This window comes from Acinetobacter sp. BIGb0102 (genome assembly GCF_003815055.1).
GTDB lineage: Bacteria > Pseudomonadota > Gammaproteobacteria > Pseudomonadales > Moraxellaceae > Acinetobacter > Acinetobacter vivianii.
The window spans coordinates 1-18,126 of record NZ_RKQE01000015.1 but is presented as its reverse complement, the minus strand read 5'-3'; the positions used below and the strand labels follow the sequence as shown (position 1 = coordinate 18,126).

General features: G+C 41.0%; 19 protein-coding genes. 9 read left to right on the top strand and 10 right to left on the bottom strand.

Translation table 11 applies throughout. The annotated features are described in order from the left end of the window. Positions 1–2 precede the first annotated feature (2 nt). Positions 3–845, bottom strand: a complete 843-nt coding sequence (gene thyA / locus EC846_RS14650) for a thymidylate synthase (protein WP_004774299.1) — start codon at positions 843–845, stop codon at positions 3–5. A 171-nt stretch (positions 846–1,016) separates the two neighbouring features. Here thyA and EC846_RS14645 point away from each other — a divergent pair, with 171 nt between their 5' ends. Continuing rightward, positions 1,017–1,841, top strand: a complete 825-nt coding sequence (locus tag EC846_RS14645; RefSeq protein ID WP_123775616.1) for a YwqG family protein — start codon at positions 1,017–1,019, stop codon at positions 1,839–1,841. A 50-nt stretch (positions 1,842–1,891) separates the two neighbouring features. Here EC846_RS14645 and EC846_RS14640 read toward each other — a convergent pair whose 3' ends face one another. From EC846_RS14640 to EC846_RS14630, 3 genes are all read right to left on the bottom strand, one after another. Beyond that, positions 1,892–2,467 (bottom strand): xanthine phosphoribosyltransferase, encoded by a 576-nt coding sequence (locus EC846_RS14640; RefSeq protein WP_004774302.1) that lies wholly within the window; start codon positions 2,465–2,467, stop codon positions 1,892–1,894. Positions 2,468–2,555: 88 nt separating this feature from the next. Further along, positions 2,556–3,260, bottom strand: a complete 705-nt coding sequence (locus tag EC846_RS14635) for a DUF3108 domain-containing protein (RefSeq protein WP_123775615.1) — start codon at positions 3,258–3,260, stop codon at positions 2,556–2,558. Positions 3,261–3,456: 196 nt separating this feature from the next. Then, on the bottom strand, positions 3,457–4,137 hold the full coding sequence (locus EC846_RS14630) for a hypothetical protein (RefSeq protein WP_005255299.1): 681 nt from the start codon (positions 4,135–4,137) through the stop codon (positions 3,457–3,459). A gap of 244 nt (positions 4,138–4,381) precedes the next feature. Between EC846_RS14630 and EC846_RS14625 the strand changes: the two genes are divergently transcribed. Continuing rightward, the gene (locus EC846_RS14625) at positions 4,382–5,269 is read left to right on the top strand and encodes an energy transducer TonB (protein ID WP_123775614.1); all 888 of its coding nucleotides are present in this window, start codon (positions 4,382–4,384) and stop codon (positions 5,267–5,269) included. Between the two features lie 148 nt (positions 5,270–5,417). Here the strand turns inward: EC846_RS14625 and EC846_RS14620 are convergent, their stop codons facing one another. The 4 genes from EC846_RS14620 to miaB all read right to left on the bottom strand — a co-directional run bounded on the left by EC846_RS14620 (position 5,418) and on the right by miaB (position 8,848). Further along, on the bottom strand, positions 5,418–5,717 hold the full coding sequence (locus tag EC846_RS14620; RefSeq protein WP_123775613.1) for an antibiotic biosynthesis monooxygenase family protein: 300 nt from the start codon (positions 5,715–5,717) through the stop codon (positions 5,418–5,420). A gap of 11 nt (positions 5,718–5,728) precedes the next feature. Next, the gene (ybeY, locus tag EC846_RS14615) at positions 5,729–6,214 is read right to left on the bottom strand and encodes an rRNA maturation RNase YbeY (RefSeq protein ID WP_069579924.1); all 486 of its coding nucleotides are present in this window, start codon (positions 6,212–6,214) and stop codon (positions 5,729–5,731) included. A gap of 65 nt (positions 6,215–6,279) precedes the next feature. Next, positions 6,280–7,356: a PhoH family protein gene (locus EC846_RS14610; RefSeq protein WP_032863741.1), complete on the bottom strand. Its 1,077-nt coding sequence runs from the start codon at positions 7,354–7,356 to the stop codon at positions 6,280–6,282. Between the two features lie 40 nt (positions 7,357–7,396). After that, positions 7,397–8,848, bottom strand: a complete 1,452-nt coding sequence (gene miaB, locus EC846_RS14605; protein ID WP_123775612.1) for a tRNA (N6-isopentenyl adenosine(37)-C2)-methylthiotransferase MiaB — start codon at positions 8,846–8,848, stop codon at positions 7,397–7,399. Positions 8,849–9,147: 299 nt separating this feature from the next. Here miaB and EC846_RS14600 point away from each other — a divergent pair, with 299 nt between their 5' ends. From EC846_RS14600 to EC846_RS14585, 4 genes are all read left to right on the top strand, one after another. Beyond that, a complete protein-coding gene (locus tag EC846_RS14600) occupies positions 9,148–11,055 on the top strand; it encodes a lytic transglycosylase domain-containing protein (RefSeq protein ID WP_171248599.1) in 1,908 nt (635 codons plus the stop codon). Positions 11,056–11,081: 26 nt separating this feature from the next. After that, on the top strand, positions 11,082–11,768 hold the full coding sequence (locus EC846_RS14595) for a ribonuclease I (protein ID WP_047431178.1): 687 nt from the start codon (positions 11,082–11,084) through the stop codon (positions 11,766–11,768). A 167-nt stretch (positions 11,769–11,935) separates the two neighbouring features. After that, positions 11,936–12,922, top strand: a complete 987-nt coding sequence (locus EC846_RS14590) for a malate dehydrogenase (protein ID WP_004655942.1) — start codon at positions 11,936–11,938, stop codon at positions 12,920–12,922. 157 nt (positions 12,923–13,079) lie between these two features. Beyond that, positions 13,080–13,322: a DUF2789 family protein gene (locus EC846_RS14585; protein WP_005255278.1), complete on the top strand. Its 243-nt coding sequence runs from the start codon at positions 13,080–13,082 to the stop codon at positions 13,320–13,322. 25 nt (positions 13,323–13,347) lie between these two features. On the opposite strand, the gene EC846_RS14580 is transcribed toward EC846_RS14585, so the two are convergent. Both EC846_RS14580 and EC846_RS14575 read right to left on the bottom strand, forming a co-directional pair. Next, positions 13,348–13,875, bottom strand: a complete 528-nt coding sequence (locus EC846_RS14580) for a hypothetical protein (RefSeq protein ID WP_004774318.1) — start codon at positions 13,873–13,875, stop codon at positions 13,348–13,350. Between the two features lie 64 nt (positions 13,876–13,939). Next, on the bottom strand, positions 13,940–14,551 hold the full coding sequence (locus tag EC846_RS14575; protein WP_123775611.1) for a 2OG-Fe(II) oxygenase: 612 nt from the start codon (positions 14,549–14,551) through the stop codon (positions 13,940–13,942). A 382-nt stretch (positions 14,552–14,933) separates the two neighbouring features. Here EC846_RS14575 and EC846_RS14570 point away from each other — a divergent pair, with 382 nt between their 5' ends. From EC846_RS14570 to EC846_RS14560, 3 genes are read left to right on the top strand one after another with little or no spacing between them, the layout of a single operon-like run. Further along, positions 14,934–15,791 carry a 23S rRNA (adenine(2030)-N(6))-methyltransferase RlmJ gene (locus EC846_RS14570; RefSeq protein ID WP_004774321.1) on the top strand — a complete coding sequence of 286 codons (858 nt, stop codon included), beginning with the start codon at positions 14,934–14,936 and terminating at the stop codon, positions 15,789–15,791. A 38-nt stretch (positions 15,792–15,829) separates the two neighbouring features. Continuing rightward, positions 15,830–16,663, top strand: coding sequence for a CDP-diacylglycerol--serine O-phosphatidyltransferase (pssA, locus tag EC846_RS14565; protein WP_004774322.1), 834 nt, complete (start codon positions 15,830–15,832; stop codon positions 16,661–16,663). A 17-nt stretch (positions 16,664–16,680) separates the two neighbouring features. Continuing rightward, entirely contained in the window at positions 16,681–17,739 is a 1,059-nt protein-coding gene (locus EC846_RS14560) for a DUF6670 family protein (RefSeq protein ID WP_123775610.1), read from the top strand. Positions 17,740–18,126: the final 387 nt, after the last annotated feature.

Below are 18,126 nucleotides of genomic sequence, written 5' to 3'. Positions count from 1 at the left end.
TTTTAAACTGCGACGGGTGCTTTAATTGCTGGATGTGATTCATAGCCCACAATTTCAATATCTTCAAATTTAAAGTCAAAAATATCGGTGATTTCTGGATTTAACTTTAATTCGCATAATGGCAATGGTTCGCGCGAAAGCTGTAATTGAGCCTGTTCAAAATGGTTGGCATATAAATGTGTGTCGCCACCTGTCCAGACAAAATCGCCAACGCCTAAACCGCATACTTGCGCAATCATATGAGTCAGCAGAGCATAGCTGGCAATATTAAAAGGTACGCCTAAGAAGACATCGGCACTACGTTGATAAAGTTGGCATGACAATTTGTTATCTTGTACAAAAAACTGGAACAAGGTATGGCAAGGTGGTAAAGCCACTTTTCCAGCTTCATTTGGATTCCAGCCTGACACGATCAAACGACGTGAGTTTGGATTGGTCTTGATTTCATTGATCAACCATTTGATCTGGTCAAAACCGTCTTGTTGATAGCTGCTGTCCGCATTTTGAGTCGCGCCAAAGTTACGCCATTGGTGGCCATAAACAGGGCCAAGTTCGCCTTCGGGACGGCCAAAGCGCGCTGTTTGTTCGGCAGTTGCCCATTCATCCCAGATCGTAACTTTATTGTCTTTAAGATACTGAACGTTGGTGTCGCCTTTGAGGAACCAGAGCAGCTCGATCACGATTGAACGGAAATGCACCTTTTTCGTGGTCAGTAAGGGAAAACCTTTAGAAAGATCAAAGCGCATCTGATGACCGAATACTGAACGTGTTCCTGTTCCTGTACGGTCACCTTTGTCGCCGCCATTGTCGAGGATATGTTGTAAAAGGTCTAAATATGTACGCATCGTCATTCCTATCGCAGATTTTGCTCGGGCTAATCTTATCAGAATTTATGTGATAAATAATGGGTCAATTGAGCGTCATTAATTGTCGTAGTACAGACTTTGCTCTCTATTTTAATTTAGCTGCTTGTTTTATATTAAGTTCTATAAATAACGACATGGACAAGCAACATAATGAATCTTCAAGCTGAGAATTTACCGAATACTTTACATCCATACCTAGAAAAAATTTCAGCAACGATTTTGCCGACGGTCTCTATGCAGTTAACAGCAAGTGATGACTTGGCATTATGGCAAAGTAAGATTGGGGGACAGCCTTACTTACCGCTAGAGGTCGCCTATCCGGTTGACTCGGATGGTAATCCATTGGTTTTATTGGCACAGTTCAATTTTGCTGAAATTCCCGATTTACCTCATTTTCCAGACACAGGAATTTTGCAGTTCTACATTGCTGCCGATGATTTGTATGGCATGAACTTTGATGACCAACAGCTGCAATCGGGCTTTAAGGTTTTATATTTTGATCAGGTGATTGAAGATCTTACGCAATTAAAACAGGATTTTTCAGAGCTTGAGTTCGATGAAGAGGCATATTTGCCTTTTAGTGGGCAATATTCAATTGAATTTCAGCGTGCTGAGCAAGTCATTAGTCTGGAAGATTTTGCTTTTGGAAAGAAAATTCTTAATGTTGATGAGCTTTACGATTTTGAAGATCAATTCGAGGGTGGCGATTTCGAAAATGATTTTATTGAGCCTTATCATGAATTGCTTTCTGCAAGCGGGCATCGTTTAGGCGGATATCCATTTTTTACCCAAACCGATCCACGTCAGTACAATGAAAAGATTCAAGACTATATTTTACTTTTCCAGTTAGATACCGATGATGCTGAAAACGATATTATGTGGGGAGATTCGGGTGTTGGTAATTTCTTTATTCACCCAGAAGATTTAAAGAAACGAGATTTTTCTAAAGTTGTCTATAACTGGGATTGTTGTTAAATAAAAAAAGCGGATGAAAATTCATCCGCTTTTTTTCTGGATTTTTAATCTTATTCAGTGACAAAAGTAACTTTGCCATCTGTTAAAGACTTCACACGTGCAAGTGATTCAACACGGTAGCCTTTTTCAAGCAAAACATCACGGCCTGGCTGGAATGATTTTTCAATCACGATACCCACACCAACCACTTCAGCTTTGGCTTGGTGAATCAAGTCGATTAATCCGAGTGCTGCTTGACCATTTGCAAGGAAGTCATCAATTACAAGCGCTTTGTCACTTGAGCTGATGTGCTTGTTTGAAATTGCAATGGTGCTTTCAGTTTGTTTGGTAAACGAGAACACTTTAGAACGGTAAAGGTCGTCTTTGAGTGTTAATGACTGGTATTTACGAGCAAAAATAACAGGAACGCCAAGTTCTAAACCTGCCATGATTGCAGGTGCAATACCTGAAGCTTCGATGGTAATAATTTTAGTAATACCTGCATCTTTAAAACGAGCGGCAAACTCTTTACCAATCAGCTGCATTAACACAGGATCGATTTGGTGGTTTAAGAAAGCATCAACTTTCAAAACCTGATCAGATAGAACGATACCTTCATTTAAGATTTTCTGTTCTAAAGCGTACACGGGAGAATCCTCTAAACGGATGCTTATTCAAGCAAAGGCATATTTTAAAAAGCATCAAAAAAAATGCAAGCCAAAATTGACCAGTTGCTTAGTTTGTTTTGCCCGAATAGCCTGTTAATAACAATCCGTATGACGATTTTCCATCATTATGTGCCATTTTTACTGGCAGATAGTCGAGTTTTGGTGCTAACCAGAATACGGTATTACGTTCAGGTTTATCGTGCTGCATAACTACTTTAATGGTATTAAATGTGCCATAAGGTGTTTTGACACTTTCGGTCCCTTGCTTCACAAAACGGCGCTCATCCAGCGCTTTGGCATCCGCGATCAAATATTTACTTTTCAGAGAGTTATTTTTCAAATCTTCACGGATTTGCAACTCGGCATTGAGCTCATCCAGCGCGCCTGCCTGCCATGCAAATGAACGGGTCTGATCATCCTTCTTGGTATTCACAACTTTACTGCTTGGATTAAAGTTAATACTCATCGTATTGCTGTGAATCAGGATCTTGCTGCTACGGCTAAAGTTTTGTGAGGTAATTTTGTTATTGGCAAAATTAAACTGACTTGTTTCAGAGGCTGATGCAATCGCACCCGCTTTGGCACTGAATTTATACGTCCAGTTATTGCCTTGTTGAGAAAGGGTACGTGTTGCAGAACCTAAATTCTTATTGTTGTAGCTAAATTGATAGCTGGCCTGAAAAGGAGCCATTGCCAATGCATGACTAGATAAGCTTGCACTTAGAATGGCCGCAGAGGTAATACCCGCTACTTTCAATAATTTCTTGGTCATAACATTCTATCCTCTGAGTGACCTTGATAAGTCAATCACTCAATTATCACTACGATTTAAGACTATTATGCTTGTAGATTGTGAAGAAAAGATCAGGCTTTTTACTAAGCGCTTGTTAATTTTTCGTATAAATCATGAAGTTGTGTATATGCGTGGTATGCGTTATGGTACAACATACCACCGAGCAATCGATTTGCTATTTGTTTGGGGCTTTTTGTTGAATTGGAGTGACTTCAGTATCTTCCAGACTGTCTTCATCAAAGTCATCATCGTTTGACGGTGACAGAATTGCGGCTAGATTGACGTTGCCCCACACAATAAGTTCTGCTGGGCGAACACGGGCACGATTCACATGCACTTTGCTCAGCGTTTCGATAATACTTGCTTTCTTGCCTAGCCAACGGTTGAGGTCCAGATAAAGTAAGTCATCTTTAACCTTTACGATGTCAAAATGTTCCAGAATTTTACCTAGTGGATCTTCTTCACGGAATTTCTGGTAATACCAGATGGCAATGTAAAAGCCCCATTTTTGAAAGATATTCTTAAATTTTGCTTCAATCACCTGAGTATTGCTGATCTGCTCAAACACCATTAGTTGTACGTTTTGATTCATTTCCATCTGAATCAGTTTCAAGTCGACCGAAAGGGTGGTATGTAAGCCTTTCACATCCAGTGTCGTATATAAGCGTAACCAGCCATCATATAAATCGGCATGCAGGTCTTGCATCATGTCGACATTTTCGGTGACATAACGTTCCATGGTTGCATTCACAAAAACTTGTGAAAGCGAAAATTCTCTTTCTTCTTCGATGAATTCTTCTGCTTTTTGGTAAACTTTACGTAGACGTTTAAAAACGGATGAGATTAGCGTTTGCATAAAAGTTGTTCCAGAAAGTGAATTGATAGGTCATGCAATGCCACGATCTTTGTATTAACTAAAAAATAAAAATAAATTTCTAACTTGCAGTGTAGCAAAATTAATTGCTACATTTTCATAAAATGATGGTATGGAAACACTGTAACTATAAGTGGATCACATTTTTGTAAAATTTTGAATATTGTTTTGGTTTTTATACGGTTATCACCGTTGGGGATGGGACATTTTTTGTCGCTTTAATACCATGTGGAATAAAATAAATTTTCGTTCAGCGTTGTCTCCTTATTGGTGGCAAGATCCAGTTTTTGTGGGTGCAGTTGCTTTGGCAATGCTGCTGCATGGAGCTGTGTTGGCTATTCATTTTACTATGCCATCTCCTTCAGACACCTCAACCAAAGAAATTGCAGTCACTGTGCGTCCAAGTACGGATAAAGTTAAAGATGCTGATTTTCTGGCACAGGCAGATCAACACGGTTCGGGGGATTTCCGTCAAGCGCATCGTATGGCGAGCGATATGCCTGCTCCCATGCAAGCAGATGCGACAACAGGGGAGGCTGAGCTAGAAAGTCTGGAAAAAGTTCAGCAAAAACGTGAGCTCAAGTTTGAAGAAAAAGTGTTGATGACCGTTTTAAGCTGGCAAAAACAGGCAGAACAAAGCGAACGAAAAAAGACTCTGGATGATTTACAAAGCCAGTTTCAGGCCAAAGCCGCAATGGTGGCTAGTTTAGAGGCGCAATATTTACAACGTCAGCAAAATTTTAGCCGTAAACAACGCATTAAAACAGTAGATGGTATTCAGGCCAAACAAGATGCATCTGCGGCTTATCTGGATAAGTTCCGTCAGAAAGTCGAATTGTATGGCAACCGTTATTATCCTGATGAAGCAAAACAGCAGCGTTTAGTGGGGGAAGTCCGTTTAATGGTGATTCTGAATGCAGAGGGTGGGATTCGGGCGATTCGTTTAATCGAAAGTTCGGGGCATTCCGTTTTGGATGAAGCTGCTAAAGCGTCAGTACGGCGTGGTGCACCATTTGGAGTATTTGATGCAGCAATGAAAAAGGATATTTCCGAGTTGCGAATTATACGGACTTGGCGTTTTGACCCAGTCGATGCAGAATTTGAAGTGCATTAATGATCTTTAGAAGTGCATTAATGATCTTTAGATGAGTAACATACTGAATAAAATGTTATTCCTTATCTACGGTTAGAGAAGAAATAATAAAAAAACGGCTAGATTTAGCCGTTTTTTTTAAGAGGTTTGTGGATAAGTTTGTATTTATTCACAATTCCTTTTGACTGGAATAGGCGCGTTCAACCTTACAGATTTCAACACTAAAGTCCTGATACCATTTCTCTTTACCCAGGCGCTGAGCCACTTGATGCTCTGCATCTTGTTGCCAAAGTTTAATATCTTCAAGGCTATGCCAGTAAGACAGGGCTATTTCAAAACCATTTTCACTGCATGCTTCAAACTTGGCACAGTTAAATTGGCTTAAGGCTTTATTTCTGAGCCTTTGTGCCATTTCTGAATAAGTTGTATCGAGTGCTTTGATCGTGGCTTTAAAAATAACGATATACATAGAACCTTGGATTAGCTTTCATCAGCTTGGTAAGGATTGGCGATACCCAGTTTTTTCAGAATCTCAATTTCCAAAGCTTCCATCTCTTCAGCTTCGGCTTCACTGGTCTCATGGTCATAACCGAGTAAATGTAAAACGCCGTGAACCAGTAAATGAGTGAAATGATCATTTGGCGTTTTTTGCTGTTCAGCAGCTTCTTGTAAAACCACAGGAATACAAATCACTAAATCACCGAGTGGCTCTGCATCAAGTAAGCTGAGCATTTCCTCTGGGATATCACTTGGGAAAGACAAGACATTGGTGGGTTTGTCTTTTTCACGATATTGTAAATTGAGTTCATGGCTTTCTGCGAGATCAACACAGGCAATCCCAATTTCACAATTGACATCGAAACCGACATGACGGAGTGCAGTTTCAATATTTTTTTTGATTTGACCACGTTTGAGTGGCAATTCAGCAGCTTGAAAGTCTTGTTGAAGACTTAAATTGATTTTCAAAATAGATCCTTAAAATCATCCACCTGAGATGCGACTAAAGCACCGCAGGTGGATTGGAGATTTTGCTAAGAGTGTTGCGCATCTGCCGCAGAATCATTTTCTGCAATCAGTGCTTCTTGTTTTGCTTTGCGTTCGGCACGGGCTTCTGCTGACAAGCGTTGCTGTTCGCTGTCCCAGCCTTCGTAAGCTTCAACAATTCTTTGTACCAGTTGATGACGAACCACATCTCGCGAGTGGAAACGGGTGATATGAATTTCATGTACATTTTCAAGTACACGTAATGCATGAGCCAAACCAGATTGCTGACCGCGTGGTAAATCAACCTGAGTAACGTCACCCGTGATCACGGCACGAGAACCAAAACCTAAGCGGGTGAGGAACATTTTCATCTGCTCAGGCGTGGTATTTTGCGCTTCATCCAAAATGACGAAAGAGTGATTGAGGGTTCGTCCACGCATATAAGCGAGGGGAGCAACTTCAATCACTTGGCGTTCAATCAGTTTAGCCACTTTTTCAAAGCCCAGCATTTCATACAGGGCGTCGTAAAGTGGGCGCAAGTAAGGGTCGATTTTCTGGGTAAGATCGCCCGGTAAGAAACCGAGCTTTTCACCTGCTTCAACTGCTGGACGAACCAGCAGGATCCGCTGAATTTCATTACGTTCCAGCATATCAACCGCAGCAGCGACCGCCAGATAAGTTTTACCTGTCCCTGCGGGGCCAATACCGAATGAAATATCACTTTGTAGAATACGTTGTACGTAGCGTTTTTGATTGGCGCCACGTGGGTTGATGCGCCCTTTGCGGGTCTGCAACCAAACACTATCAAGGCCAGTATGCTCTTGTTCTGAATCATCCATGAGTTCACGGTCGGTCTGTGAACCCTGAATCATCAAATGAATCACATCGGCACTGATTTGTGAGGAAATTTCTGATTCTTGATAGAGCCGTTGCAATAGTGCTTCGGCTCTTTCGACTGCTTCCATATCACCATCGAGATAAAAGGCATCGCCGCGGTGAGTAATTTTGACATCTAAACGTTGTTCGATTTGTTTTAAATGCCCGTTATACGCACCGAGCATGCTTTTCAATCGTTCCAATGGAATTTCAGGGAACGTTACTGTACGTCGAATCGCTGCAGTCAAGATAAACCCTTTTTGTTGCTTTGTAGGAATAACCCTTACATTACGCCACGTCAGGTTCAAGATTCAAGAGTTCTCCGTAAACTAAATTTAAAGTTTTAATTTCAGTGATCTCAATCTCTGCAAAACGTCCAACCCACGTTGCATCACCGATAAATGTCACTAAACGTGTATTATCCGCTGTACCCATTAAAACATTTGGATCTTTATCAGATACTTTTTCAATCAAGACACGCTCAATTTTACCTAGCATGGCATCCGTTTTATCGATACTTGATTTCTTAATCACTTCTTGTACTTGTGCAAGACGATCTTTTTTCACTTGCTCAGGTGTACTGTCTGGTAAGTCTGATGCAGGTGTTCCCGGACGTTTTGAATAAACGAAACTATAAGAATGATCGAAATCTAAATCTTTAATGAATTGCAAGGTTTCAGCAAAGTGTTCATCAGTTTCACCTGGGAAACCGATAATAAAGTCACTTGATAAATGCATATCCGGACGTACTTTGCGTAGCTTGGTAATTTTATCAATATAAACATCAATAGTGTGGTTACGCTTCATTGCTTGTAATACATCGTTCGAACCACTTTGTACTGGCAAATGTAGATGCGAAACCATTTGTGGTAAATCACGGTAGCACTGAATCAGATCATCTGAAAATTCAAGCGGATGAGAGGTGGTATAGCGTAGACGACCAATTCCAGGAATTTCTGCAACTAAGCGCAATAATTCAGGGAAGGTACAGATGCCACCTTCGAAGGTTTCACCGCGATAACCATTCACGTTTTGACCGAGCAAGCTGATCTCACGTACGCCTTTTTCAGCTAAGCCTGCAATTTCAGCCAACACGTCATCGAGTGGACGCGAAACTTCTTCACCGCGTGTATAAGGAACCACACAGAAAGAGCAGTATTTAGAACAGCCTTCCATGATAGAGACAAATGCCTTAAAGCCTTCTACGCGTGGTTCAGGTAAGAAGTCGAACTTTTCGATATCTGGGAAAGAAATATCAACCAGTTTGATTTTTTCTTTCTTTGGCTTTTCCACTTGCTCATTATGCTGATCCAGCATTTGTGGCAAACGGTGCAAGGTTTGCGGACCAAAAACCATATCGACATAAGGTGCGCGTTTTTGAATGTTGTCACCTTCTTGAGAGGCAACACAACCACCGACACCAATGACGAGATCAGGATTTTTTTCCTTAAGCTTGCGCCAGCGTCCTAAACCACTGAAAACCTTCTCTTGCGCTTTCTCACGAATCGAACAGGTATTCATGAGCAGAATATCAGCGTCATTAGGATTGTCAGTGAGCACATAACCATGTGAATCACCTAACAAATCTGCCATACGATGACTGTCATACTCATTCATCTGACACCCTTGAGTTTCAATATATAACTTCTTAATTGAAACATCAGCGGTGTGCATTGGCTGGGTAACAGTGTTTTCTGAGGCAGCTTTTACAGCACTGGGAATGAATGTTTGAACCGTCATGCAGGCTCCTAAACAAGGTGGATTTAAATAAACCGCGGATTATAGCAGTATTTTTAGTTGCGCGCAGAGAATAAAAAACTGACAAAAATGGACAGTTTGTGAATAAAATTGTGTGAATTTTAATGAATATGAATCAGTAATTTACATAACACAACAATAGTGAGAAGCTAGACTTATTACACTATGTAAGCAGGCAAAATTGGGCATAGATATTGATGAAGATGAAAAAGCAGTGTGATTTAATAACAACAGGAAGACGTAAATCGAATAATAAGAACAGTTTCCGTCGTTTTATTGCCATGAGTGGAATGATTGCCTGCTCATCGGTCTATGCTTTGGATGAACAATTCAATGATGCTCTACGTGCTGCCAATTCGGGTAACACGGCTCTGCTCGACCAATATCAATATGAAATGCAGAATGATGCATTAGGTTATTATCCAGAATACTGGAAACTCAATACCAATCTCGGCTTTCAGCCTGCCACATCCATTATCAGTTTTGCTCAGCGTTACCCGCAATCAGCGATGGCTGAAAAACTTGCGGCCGATTATGTCGAAGAAAAAGTCAAACAGGCCAGCTTTGCCGATGCCAAGCCTGTATTGAGCTATGTCACGAATCCAGATCAGGAAGAAAGTTGTGCCGTGGCACAAGTACGCGCCAAGACTGGCGATAGTCTGGTTTTTGCTGAATATAAAGACATCTGGTTAACCACCAATACTCAACCTGAATCATGTAATGGCTTAGGTCGCTTAATGTTGTCTAGCCCACTCATGACGTCACAGGATCGTCAACAACGTTTGTGGGGACAATTACGTGCAGGACAGTCTGGTCAGGCCGTTGCAACAGCCCAAACCATGGGTTTAAATCTTTCACTGGCTCAGTTTAACCAGATTCAGGCCAATCCATTGGGCTATTTGTGGAGTGCACCTAAGTCCAATGATGCTGATTATGCTTATCTGATTTTTGCTTTAGGCCGTGTGGCAGATAGTGACCTAACCAATGCGTTGGGAAATGTGCAACGCGTTGTACAGGATGTGCCTCAACCGGTACAGAAATATCTATACCGTACCATTGGCTATGTTGGCGGTACGACCGTGATGAAAAATGGTTTTAACCGGGAAGTACTCAATGCTTTCGATCAAAGTTATGGTTATCCGTTTAGCCCGGAAGAAGCTGAAATTTATGCGCGTCAAGCGATTCGTTTCGGGGCTTGGGAAAGTCTGATTCGTGCCATTGATGCGATGTCGGTGACACAAAAGCAGGAAGATCGTTGGCAATACTGGTTAGCGCGTGCATCTGAGCAACGTTCAGATGGTGGCTCAAAGCAGGCTGCTCAGCAGATTTATCGTAAGCTCGCACAAGGTGGCGATGATTATCATAATTTGTTAGCCAAAGACCGTATCGGCGAACGCTATAACCATCAGCCTTATAATGAACAGCCGAGTGCCCAAGATACTCAGCGTCTCAATCAAAATATTCACTTTAGACGTGCCTTTGCGCTAAGAAATGTTAATGCACCTGCAACGTATACCAACCGTGAGTGGAACTGGGCTGTTCGACAGGCTTATTTGCAACACGATGATGGCTTGTTACTTGCGGCTGCAAAACGCGCGCATGATATGGGCTGGTATGATCGTGCCATTTATGCAGCTGACCGCACCACCTCTCGTCATAATGACACTTATCGTTATGCAACACCGCATCGCAGCAATGTCACCAGCCATAGTTACAATGCTGGTATTGATCCCGCTTGGGCGTATGGTTTAATGCGCCAAGAAAGTCGTTTTGTGACTTCTGCTCGTTCGCATGTGGGTGCAGGTGGCCTAATGCAGATTATGCCAAACACCGCAAAACTGATTGCACGACAAATGGGTGAAACCTATAACCCTGCGGCATTAAGTGAAATGAATACCAATATTCGTTACGGTACTTATTACCTTTCAATGATCCAGAGTCAATTGAGTGGTAGCTCAGTATTGGCAACTGCTGGCTATAACGCAGGTCCGAATCGTGCACGCCGTTGGCAGCCTGATATCCAGACCATGGCGGCAGATCAGTACACCGAAACCATTCCGTTACTGGAAACACGTGACTATGTGAAACATGTCATGACCAATGCGACACATTATGGTGTGGTGCTGGGGCAGGGTGCACAGTCGTTAGAAAAACGGATGAGTACAATTCCTGTTCGCAATAGTCCTTAAACACACGAAGATGTTTAATTGAGATAATGAAGTTTTTGCATTTGATGAAAGCAGTCGACTTATTTAAAGGGCAGTGGAAAAGAGCTATACAGGCATTGATCTGTTATCTGGCTCTATCATTCGCTGCACCATTATATGCAGCTGATAAACAGGATGTTGCAGGTTACGTCATGCATGTGCAAATGACACCTGCTGCTTGTTCCTTTGATTCATCAAGACAAAAACAACGTAAATGTCTAGAAGGTTATTCGCTTACCATTGCCAGTTTACTGCCCGAAGTATCTCCAAATCGGGATTGTTCCACTAAAACATCTGCAAGACTATCTCCTTTGCAAGCGAAAGTAGTTGCACGGGTCATGCCTGATGAAAATGCACGGGTGCAATTGTGGCAAGATGTTGGCGGTTGTATGCCAATGAATGCCAGCCAATATTTTAGAACGATTATTAATTTTGCTGAACGCTTGAAAATACCAGCTGATTTGACCAGTCCAAATACCATTGAAGTACAAAAAGAAAGTCTTAGACAGCAATTTACCAAGCTTAATCCATCGTTGCCGCCAAATGGCATTCGTTTTACCTGCCAATCTTCAAAATTTAATTCGGTTTTGACTGAAATTCGCGTCTGTTATCAGAAAAATGGTCAATATAAACAATGTGCTAGCCATATTGTGACAGGCTGCCCAAGTGAGTTTACGATTAAAGGCAGTTATTAGGCTTTTACCTAGTTTGATTTGTATTTTCTATTAGACTTTCGTTGAAATTCATTCTCTTTTACATGCATATGCATTCGCTTTAGAGTACAATCTTTGCCGTTTATGATAATTCGGTTGAATAACAATAAAGTTCAATCGTGCTAACGCATCTCATTGGAGAATATCACATGAAGCAACCCGTTCGTGTTGCCGTTACAGGCGCTGCTGGTCAAATTGGTTATAGCTTATTATTCCGTATCGCAAGCGGTGAAATGTTAGGTAAAGATCAACCAGTCATTTTACAATTGCTTGAAGTTCCTTTTGAGAAAGCTCAACAAGCGCTTAAAGGCGTGATGATGGAACTTGATGACTGTGCTTTCCCATTATTGGCAGGCATGATCGGGACTGATGATCCTAAAGTTGCATTTAAAGATGCTGACTATGCGTTATTAGTTGGTTCTCGTCCACGTGGTCCAGGTATGGAACGTGCTGACTTATTAAAAGTAAATGGCGAAATCTTTATTGGCCAAGGCCAAGCATTGAACGAAGTTGCTAGCCGTGACGTTAAAGTATTGGTTGTTGGTAACCCAGCAAATACAAATGCTTATATCGCAATGAAATCTGCTCCAGATCTTCCAGCGAAAAACTTCACAGCAATGTTACGTCTTGACCACAACCGTGCGTTGACTCAACTTGCTCAAAAAGCAGGTGTTGCAGTTTCTGACATCGAAGATATGACTGTTTGGGGTAACCACTCTCCAACAATGTATGCTGACTACCGTTTTGCAACTGCAAATGGCGTAAGCTTAAAAGACAAAATCAACGATGCGGCTTGGAACAAAGATGTGTTCCTTCCAACTGTTGGTAAACGTGGTGCTGCGATTATCGAAGCGCGTGGTTTGTCTTCAGCTGCTTCAGCTGCGAATGCTGCAATTGACCATATGCGTGACTGGGCGCTTGGTACAAACGGCAAATGGGTAACTATGGGTATTCCATCTGATGGTTCTTATGGTATTCCAGAAGGCGTAATGTTCGGTTTCCCTGTAACAACTGAAAACGGTGAATACAAAATCGTTCAAGGTTTAGAAATTGACGAATTCAGCCGTGAGCGTATCAACTTCACGCTGAATGAGCTTGAAGAAGAACGTGCAGCAATTGCTGACATGGTAAAATAATTTATCAGTTTGATAAATTGAAAAAGCACTCTCCCTGAGAGTGCTTTTTTTATACATAGCACACAAAAAACAACAAGAAAATATAGACATACCTAAGCATGTTCGATGCGTTTACTGATAAATTATTTTGATCGGAAGCACTGTATGGAGAATAACAATGTTTGAACAGCAACCCACATTAGAACTTTTATTTGAGCAACTTGGGCTTGGGGCAGATGAAGCAGCAATTGAAAGTTTTGTGAAAGCACATCAGCTTAGTGCGGATCAGAAATTGCATGAGGCTGAATTCTGGAGTGCGGGTCAGCGAGATTTTCTAAAAAGTCATTGGGACAAAGATGATGAATGGGCCATTGTGATTGATGAACTGAATCAACAGTTGCATGTAGACAGTACCAAGTAATGATTCAATAAAAATAAAGCTCACATCAGTGAGCTTTATTTTTTATAAGGGCTGCAAACCAGTCTTCTTGACGTGCTTGATTAAAAGCAGGGTGGAGTTGTAATAACTCTAAATCATGATCCAAGCAAGATACGTATTTCGTTAGCCAATGTCGTGTTAATGCGAGTTCTTGCTTAGAGGCCGAAGCGTAAGCCAAGAAGAAATAAATATCTAAGTGTTCTGTATATGCCAAAGGCTTTAAGATCTGCTGAGTAATGAGGGCAAAACGTTGCTCTTTGGTCAGCTCGAAATAAATCATATAGGCTTTGGCCAAATATAACGACAGATTGAGATACAGGCTTAATGGCATTTCGTCATATTCAATTCGTGCTTGTTCCAGCAGTACGATTGCTTCCTGTAAGAAGTGTAATTGTTCCTGACGCACATGACTGAGTACGACCAGCTGTAAACGCAGGTCTGCACGCTCTAAAGCAAGTTCAGGGCTATTATTCTCTAAAAAGAGTTGGTCAGTTTCACCAATTCGTGCAATGACTTGTTTCGTCTCGTTCGACATGTATTGATCCAGAATCGTCAGTTATGCCTAGGTATATAAGGCTGTTTTCAGGAATTTAAAGGGCTTAGCCTTGATTCCAGATCGAGCCTCCACTACGTAACCATGCAGTAATCGACAAGCGCTGTTGTTTTGAGCGTAGAACCTCATGCAATAAATCGCTTTGGAAAATCGCCAGACGATTAGGCGAGGGCTGGATAATATGCCATTGACCATTTTTATCCTGCAAACGTAATTGACCGCCCCAATCTTCTTGCCAGCTTTCATGCACATAGAATACGGTGGAAATCATCCGGTCATTTTTTTGTTGAGGATTGTCACGATGTAAAGCATAAAATTCACCGGCGTTATAGCAGGCAAAATGTGCTTCTACTTCTTTGATCCCAAGATAAAACGCTTGATTTAAAGCTTGTGAGAACTCTTCTAAAGCTTTGATGTGTTGTTGGGCAATCGGTAATTGACCATCAATCCAGAGAATATGGTCACTACGAATATGACTGACAACGCCGTTTTGTACTCCAGCTGCTCTGAATTCAGCAAGATGAGAGGTGCATTCATGAACAAGAGATTGTATATATTCATTTGAATAGACATCATCAATTAAGGCAAAGCCAAATTCATTTAAATCATCCAGAATTTGGTCTAGATTCCATGATTCAGCAAGAGAGGTTCGTTGCATAGAACTCCAGTTCTGTTGGTTAGATTGCAGTATGATTTTAGATGATCACATCAACGCTAAAGAATAGTTGAGGGGTCGCTGATATTTCAACCATGCCTTGCGTTATAAGCTAAAACGACATAAACGAGGCATGGAACGTAGGCAATGGCGATCCCCTTGTCAAGTTTCATAACGAAGTTTAGGGCAGTTTTAGCTATAACCCTTCGGGACTGCGACATTTTTTGCTGCTTCGGCGTTATGCTTTTTTCATTTAGAATGCTAAATTTCGAAAACCATGCCTTGTATCAGCTAAAAAATGTCAACAGTCGCAAGCATCTGTGAAATGTCATCGGCCCCTATTTTCATGTTAAACTATCCTTTGAATTGAGGAATAATTGTCAACATGAATTACCGTCACCATTTCCATGCAGGTAACTTTGCCGATGTTATGAAGCATGTACTTTTGCTTCAACTGCTTGCTCGCTTAAATGCTAAAGATAAACCTTATCGTTATATAGATACCCATGGTGGTGCCGGTAAATATGATTTATCGACTTCTGAAGCACAAAAATCAGGTGAATTCTTAACGGGTATCCATCGTTTGGTTAAACTTGACGATTCGATTAAACGTAATGCGCCTGAAGGTGTAAAGCAATATCTTAAAATTGTTGAAGATATGCGTGCGGGTTCGGGTAAAGGTGCTTATCCAGGTTCACCGTGGTTTGCCCTTGAAGGCATGCGTGAAATGGATAAAGCGACTGTGTTTGAAATGCAGCGTGATGTGTTTCAACAATTATATTTTAATATTCGCGATAAACGTGCGGGCTTGCATGAGCGTGATTTCTATGAAGGCCTGATGGGTGTCATTCCGCCTAAAGAAAAGCGCGGATTGGTCATGATTGACCCACCTTATGAAATCGAGCGTAAAGATTTCCCGCAGTTGGTTGAATTGCTGCAAACAGCACATAAAAAATGGCCAACAGGTGTATTCGCTGTTTGGTATCCAATCAAAGATCGCGCGATGATTGACCGTTTTGAAAAGAAAATGTTTAAAACTGGTATCCGCCGTCAATTGATTTGTGAAATTTGCGTATGGCCAGATGACACACCAGTTGGTTTGAATGGTTGTGGTTTATTGGTAATTAATCCACCTTGGAAATTCTCGGAAGATGCGGATCAAGCATTACAATGGTTATTTCCACATTTGCGCATGAGTGAAAATGGTGGACATGCTGCAGTGCGTTGGTTGGTGGGTGAATAACCCATCAACGTCCAAAGATTCTCGAGGAATTGAAAATAATGACAAATTCTCTTAAACCTGATTCTGATTTAAATAAAGATGCTCATTCTTTTGATGGCATCACTTTTGAAGTAGAAGAAGAAGAGCATACGCACGAAGGACAAAAAGTGAAACGTCGTGGCATTTATTTGTGGCCTAATTTAATTACAACAGCCGCACTTCTTTCTGGTTTCTACTCAATTATTGCGAGCATGAATGGCAATTTTAACCAAGCGATCTATGCAATTTTCTTGGCTGCATTGCTTGATGGTTTAGATGGTCGAGTTGCACGTGCAATTGGTGCACAAAGTGCATTTGGTGAACAATATGATTCACTTTCTGATTTGTTGGCCTTTGGTGTCGCACCTGCAATCTTGATGTATAGCTGGAGTCTGCACGATCTTGGGCGTATTGGTTTGGCATGTTGCTTTATTTATACCGCTTGTGCTGCATTCCGCTTGGCTCGCTTCAACGTACAGATTGGTGTTGTAGATAAGCGTTACTTTATTGGAATTGCCAGCCCGCTTGCTGCTGTCACCGTGATTTCATTGGTATGGGTCGGTCGTGATTTCCCATTTATCTTTGATTTAAGAGATATTGTAATTCAGGTCATCAATGCTGTTGTGATGGTTGCCGTTGGTTTATTGATGATTTCAAACATCAAATACTATTCATTTAAACAAATGGATCGTAAACGTGTACCTTTTGTCGTGATGTTGCCTGTAGTCTTGATTTTTGCTGCAATCACGTACAACATTCCTGTAGGGATCCTGATTGTATGTATTCTCTATGTACTTTCTGGATTTGTAACGACCTTGTTTGCCAAAAAGAATGATGAAAAAATAACAACTTAAAATTCAGGAGGTTCAGTATGCCAATATTGATGAGTAATAATCAATTAAAGCAGCTGAACCTCAATAAGTCAGATGCTTTAACTTTTCACCCGCCTAAAGGCCTTTTTAAAATTGTTTATCAGGCCTTGATCCTGCCAAATTTGCCTGAGCCTTTTCATTATTTCAATTTTATTAGCCTGATTGGGCAGCCTCGTATTCCGATTTGCTATAACGCCAGTGCCATTACCACAACCGCGATTGATACAGCTACTGTTTTGGTCAGTAGCAGCGCATCAACTGTGGGGCATCTCAAAAGTTATAGTGCAAAAGAACAATGTCAATTAGAAGTAGATCGCTATCAGTTTCTTGATGTCGATCATATTCAAGCCGATTTTCCCAACTATTATTTTAAGCGTGATGATGAAGAACTCAGTTGCCAACTCAAAGTGAAAATCTGCACCGACATTGAAAATCATTCGGCTCTGCAATGGGGAATAGCTGACTACTGGTATGTTTCTTGCCAGTGCGAAGGTGAAATCATTTATAAAAAACAAAAATACCAAATCGAAGCATCAGGCGTTTTAAAACACGCCAGAGCAATTTATTTCCCATTCATTGCTTTCCATTTCTTCACTTACCAAATTATTCAGATCAACGCTGACTTGCAAATTATTTTGTCTGAGCTCAGGAATCAATGGAATAACATCATTTTTTCACGGATAGAAATACAAACAAAAGCGGCTGCTATTCTCTATGAGCAGCAAGTTGTTCTGGATATCACACGGGTTTATCCGAAAGTCAAAACACCGAATGGACGTGAAATGTATTTGCCACGAGAGTTCATTTGGCAGTATCAAGAAAAAGGAGAGGTGATTTTTCAGTTACAAGCCAAGAGCAGGGGGGATTATAAATTTGGTCTCGCTGCAGGCTATGTAGGTAGTTTTAATTACCGACTTGTATGGAAAAATAAAAACTATGAGGGTTCTGGATACTGTGAATATATCGATTGTCGACCATTACACTGGCAAGAAAAGAATAAAACTGAGCAAATAATCGACCAAATTCCGCATTTTCAGCCTTATTTGTGTAAAAAATAAACACTCGGTAAGATAATTCCAATAAATTTGGAAAAGGGTGTTGCATTGGGTTGGGAATGCTGTAGAATGCACATCCATCGGCGGTGATGCAGATAAAAACTTGTTGAGAAACAAGGATTTGGCTAAATAGGTTGGATTCTTGGGTTGATTGATAAGTTTTAAAAATATCGAAATTACCTGTTGACTTTGAAGAAATTTAGAGTAATATAGCCGACCTAGCTTGATGATGACGAATCATCGAGAAGATCATTAAGAGAACAGAAGAACAACTTGTGTGGATTTTTACTGGTTAATCAATCGAAAATATTTCATTGATTGAATGGTAGAAATTTCTCGAAGTTTATTTGAGCGAATTTTTAGTCAGAAAATTGATGAGCCAAGATTTGT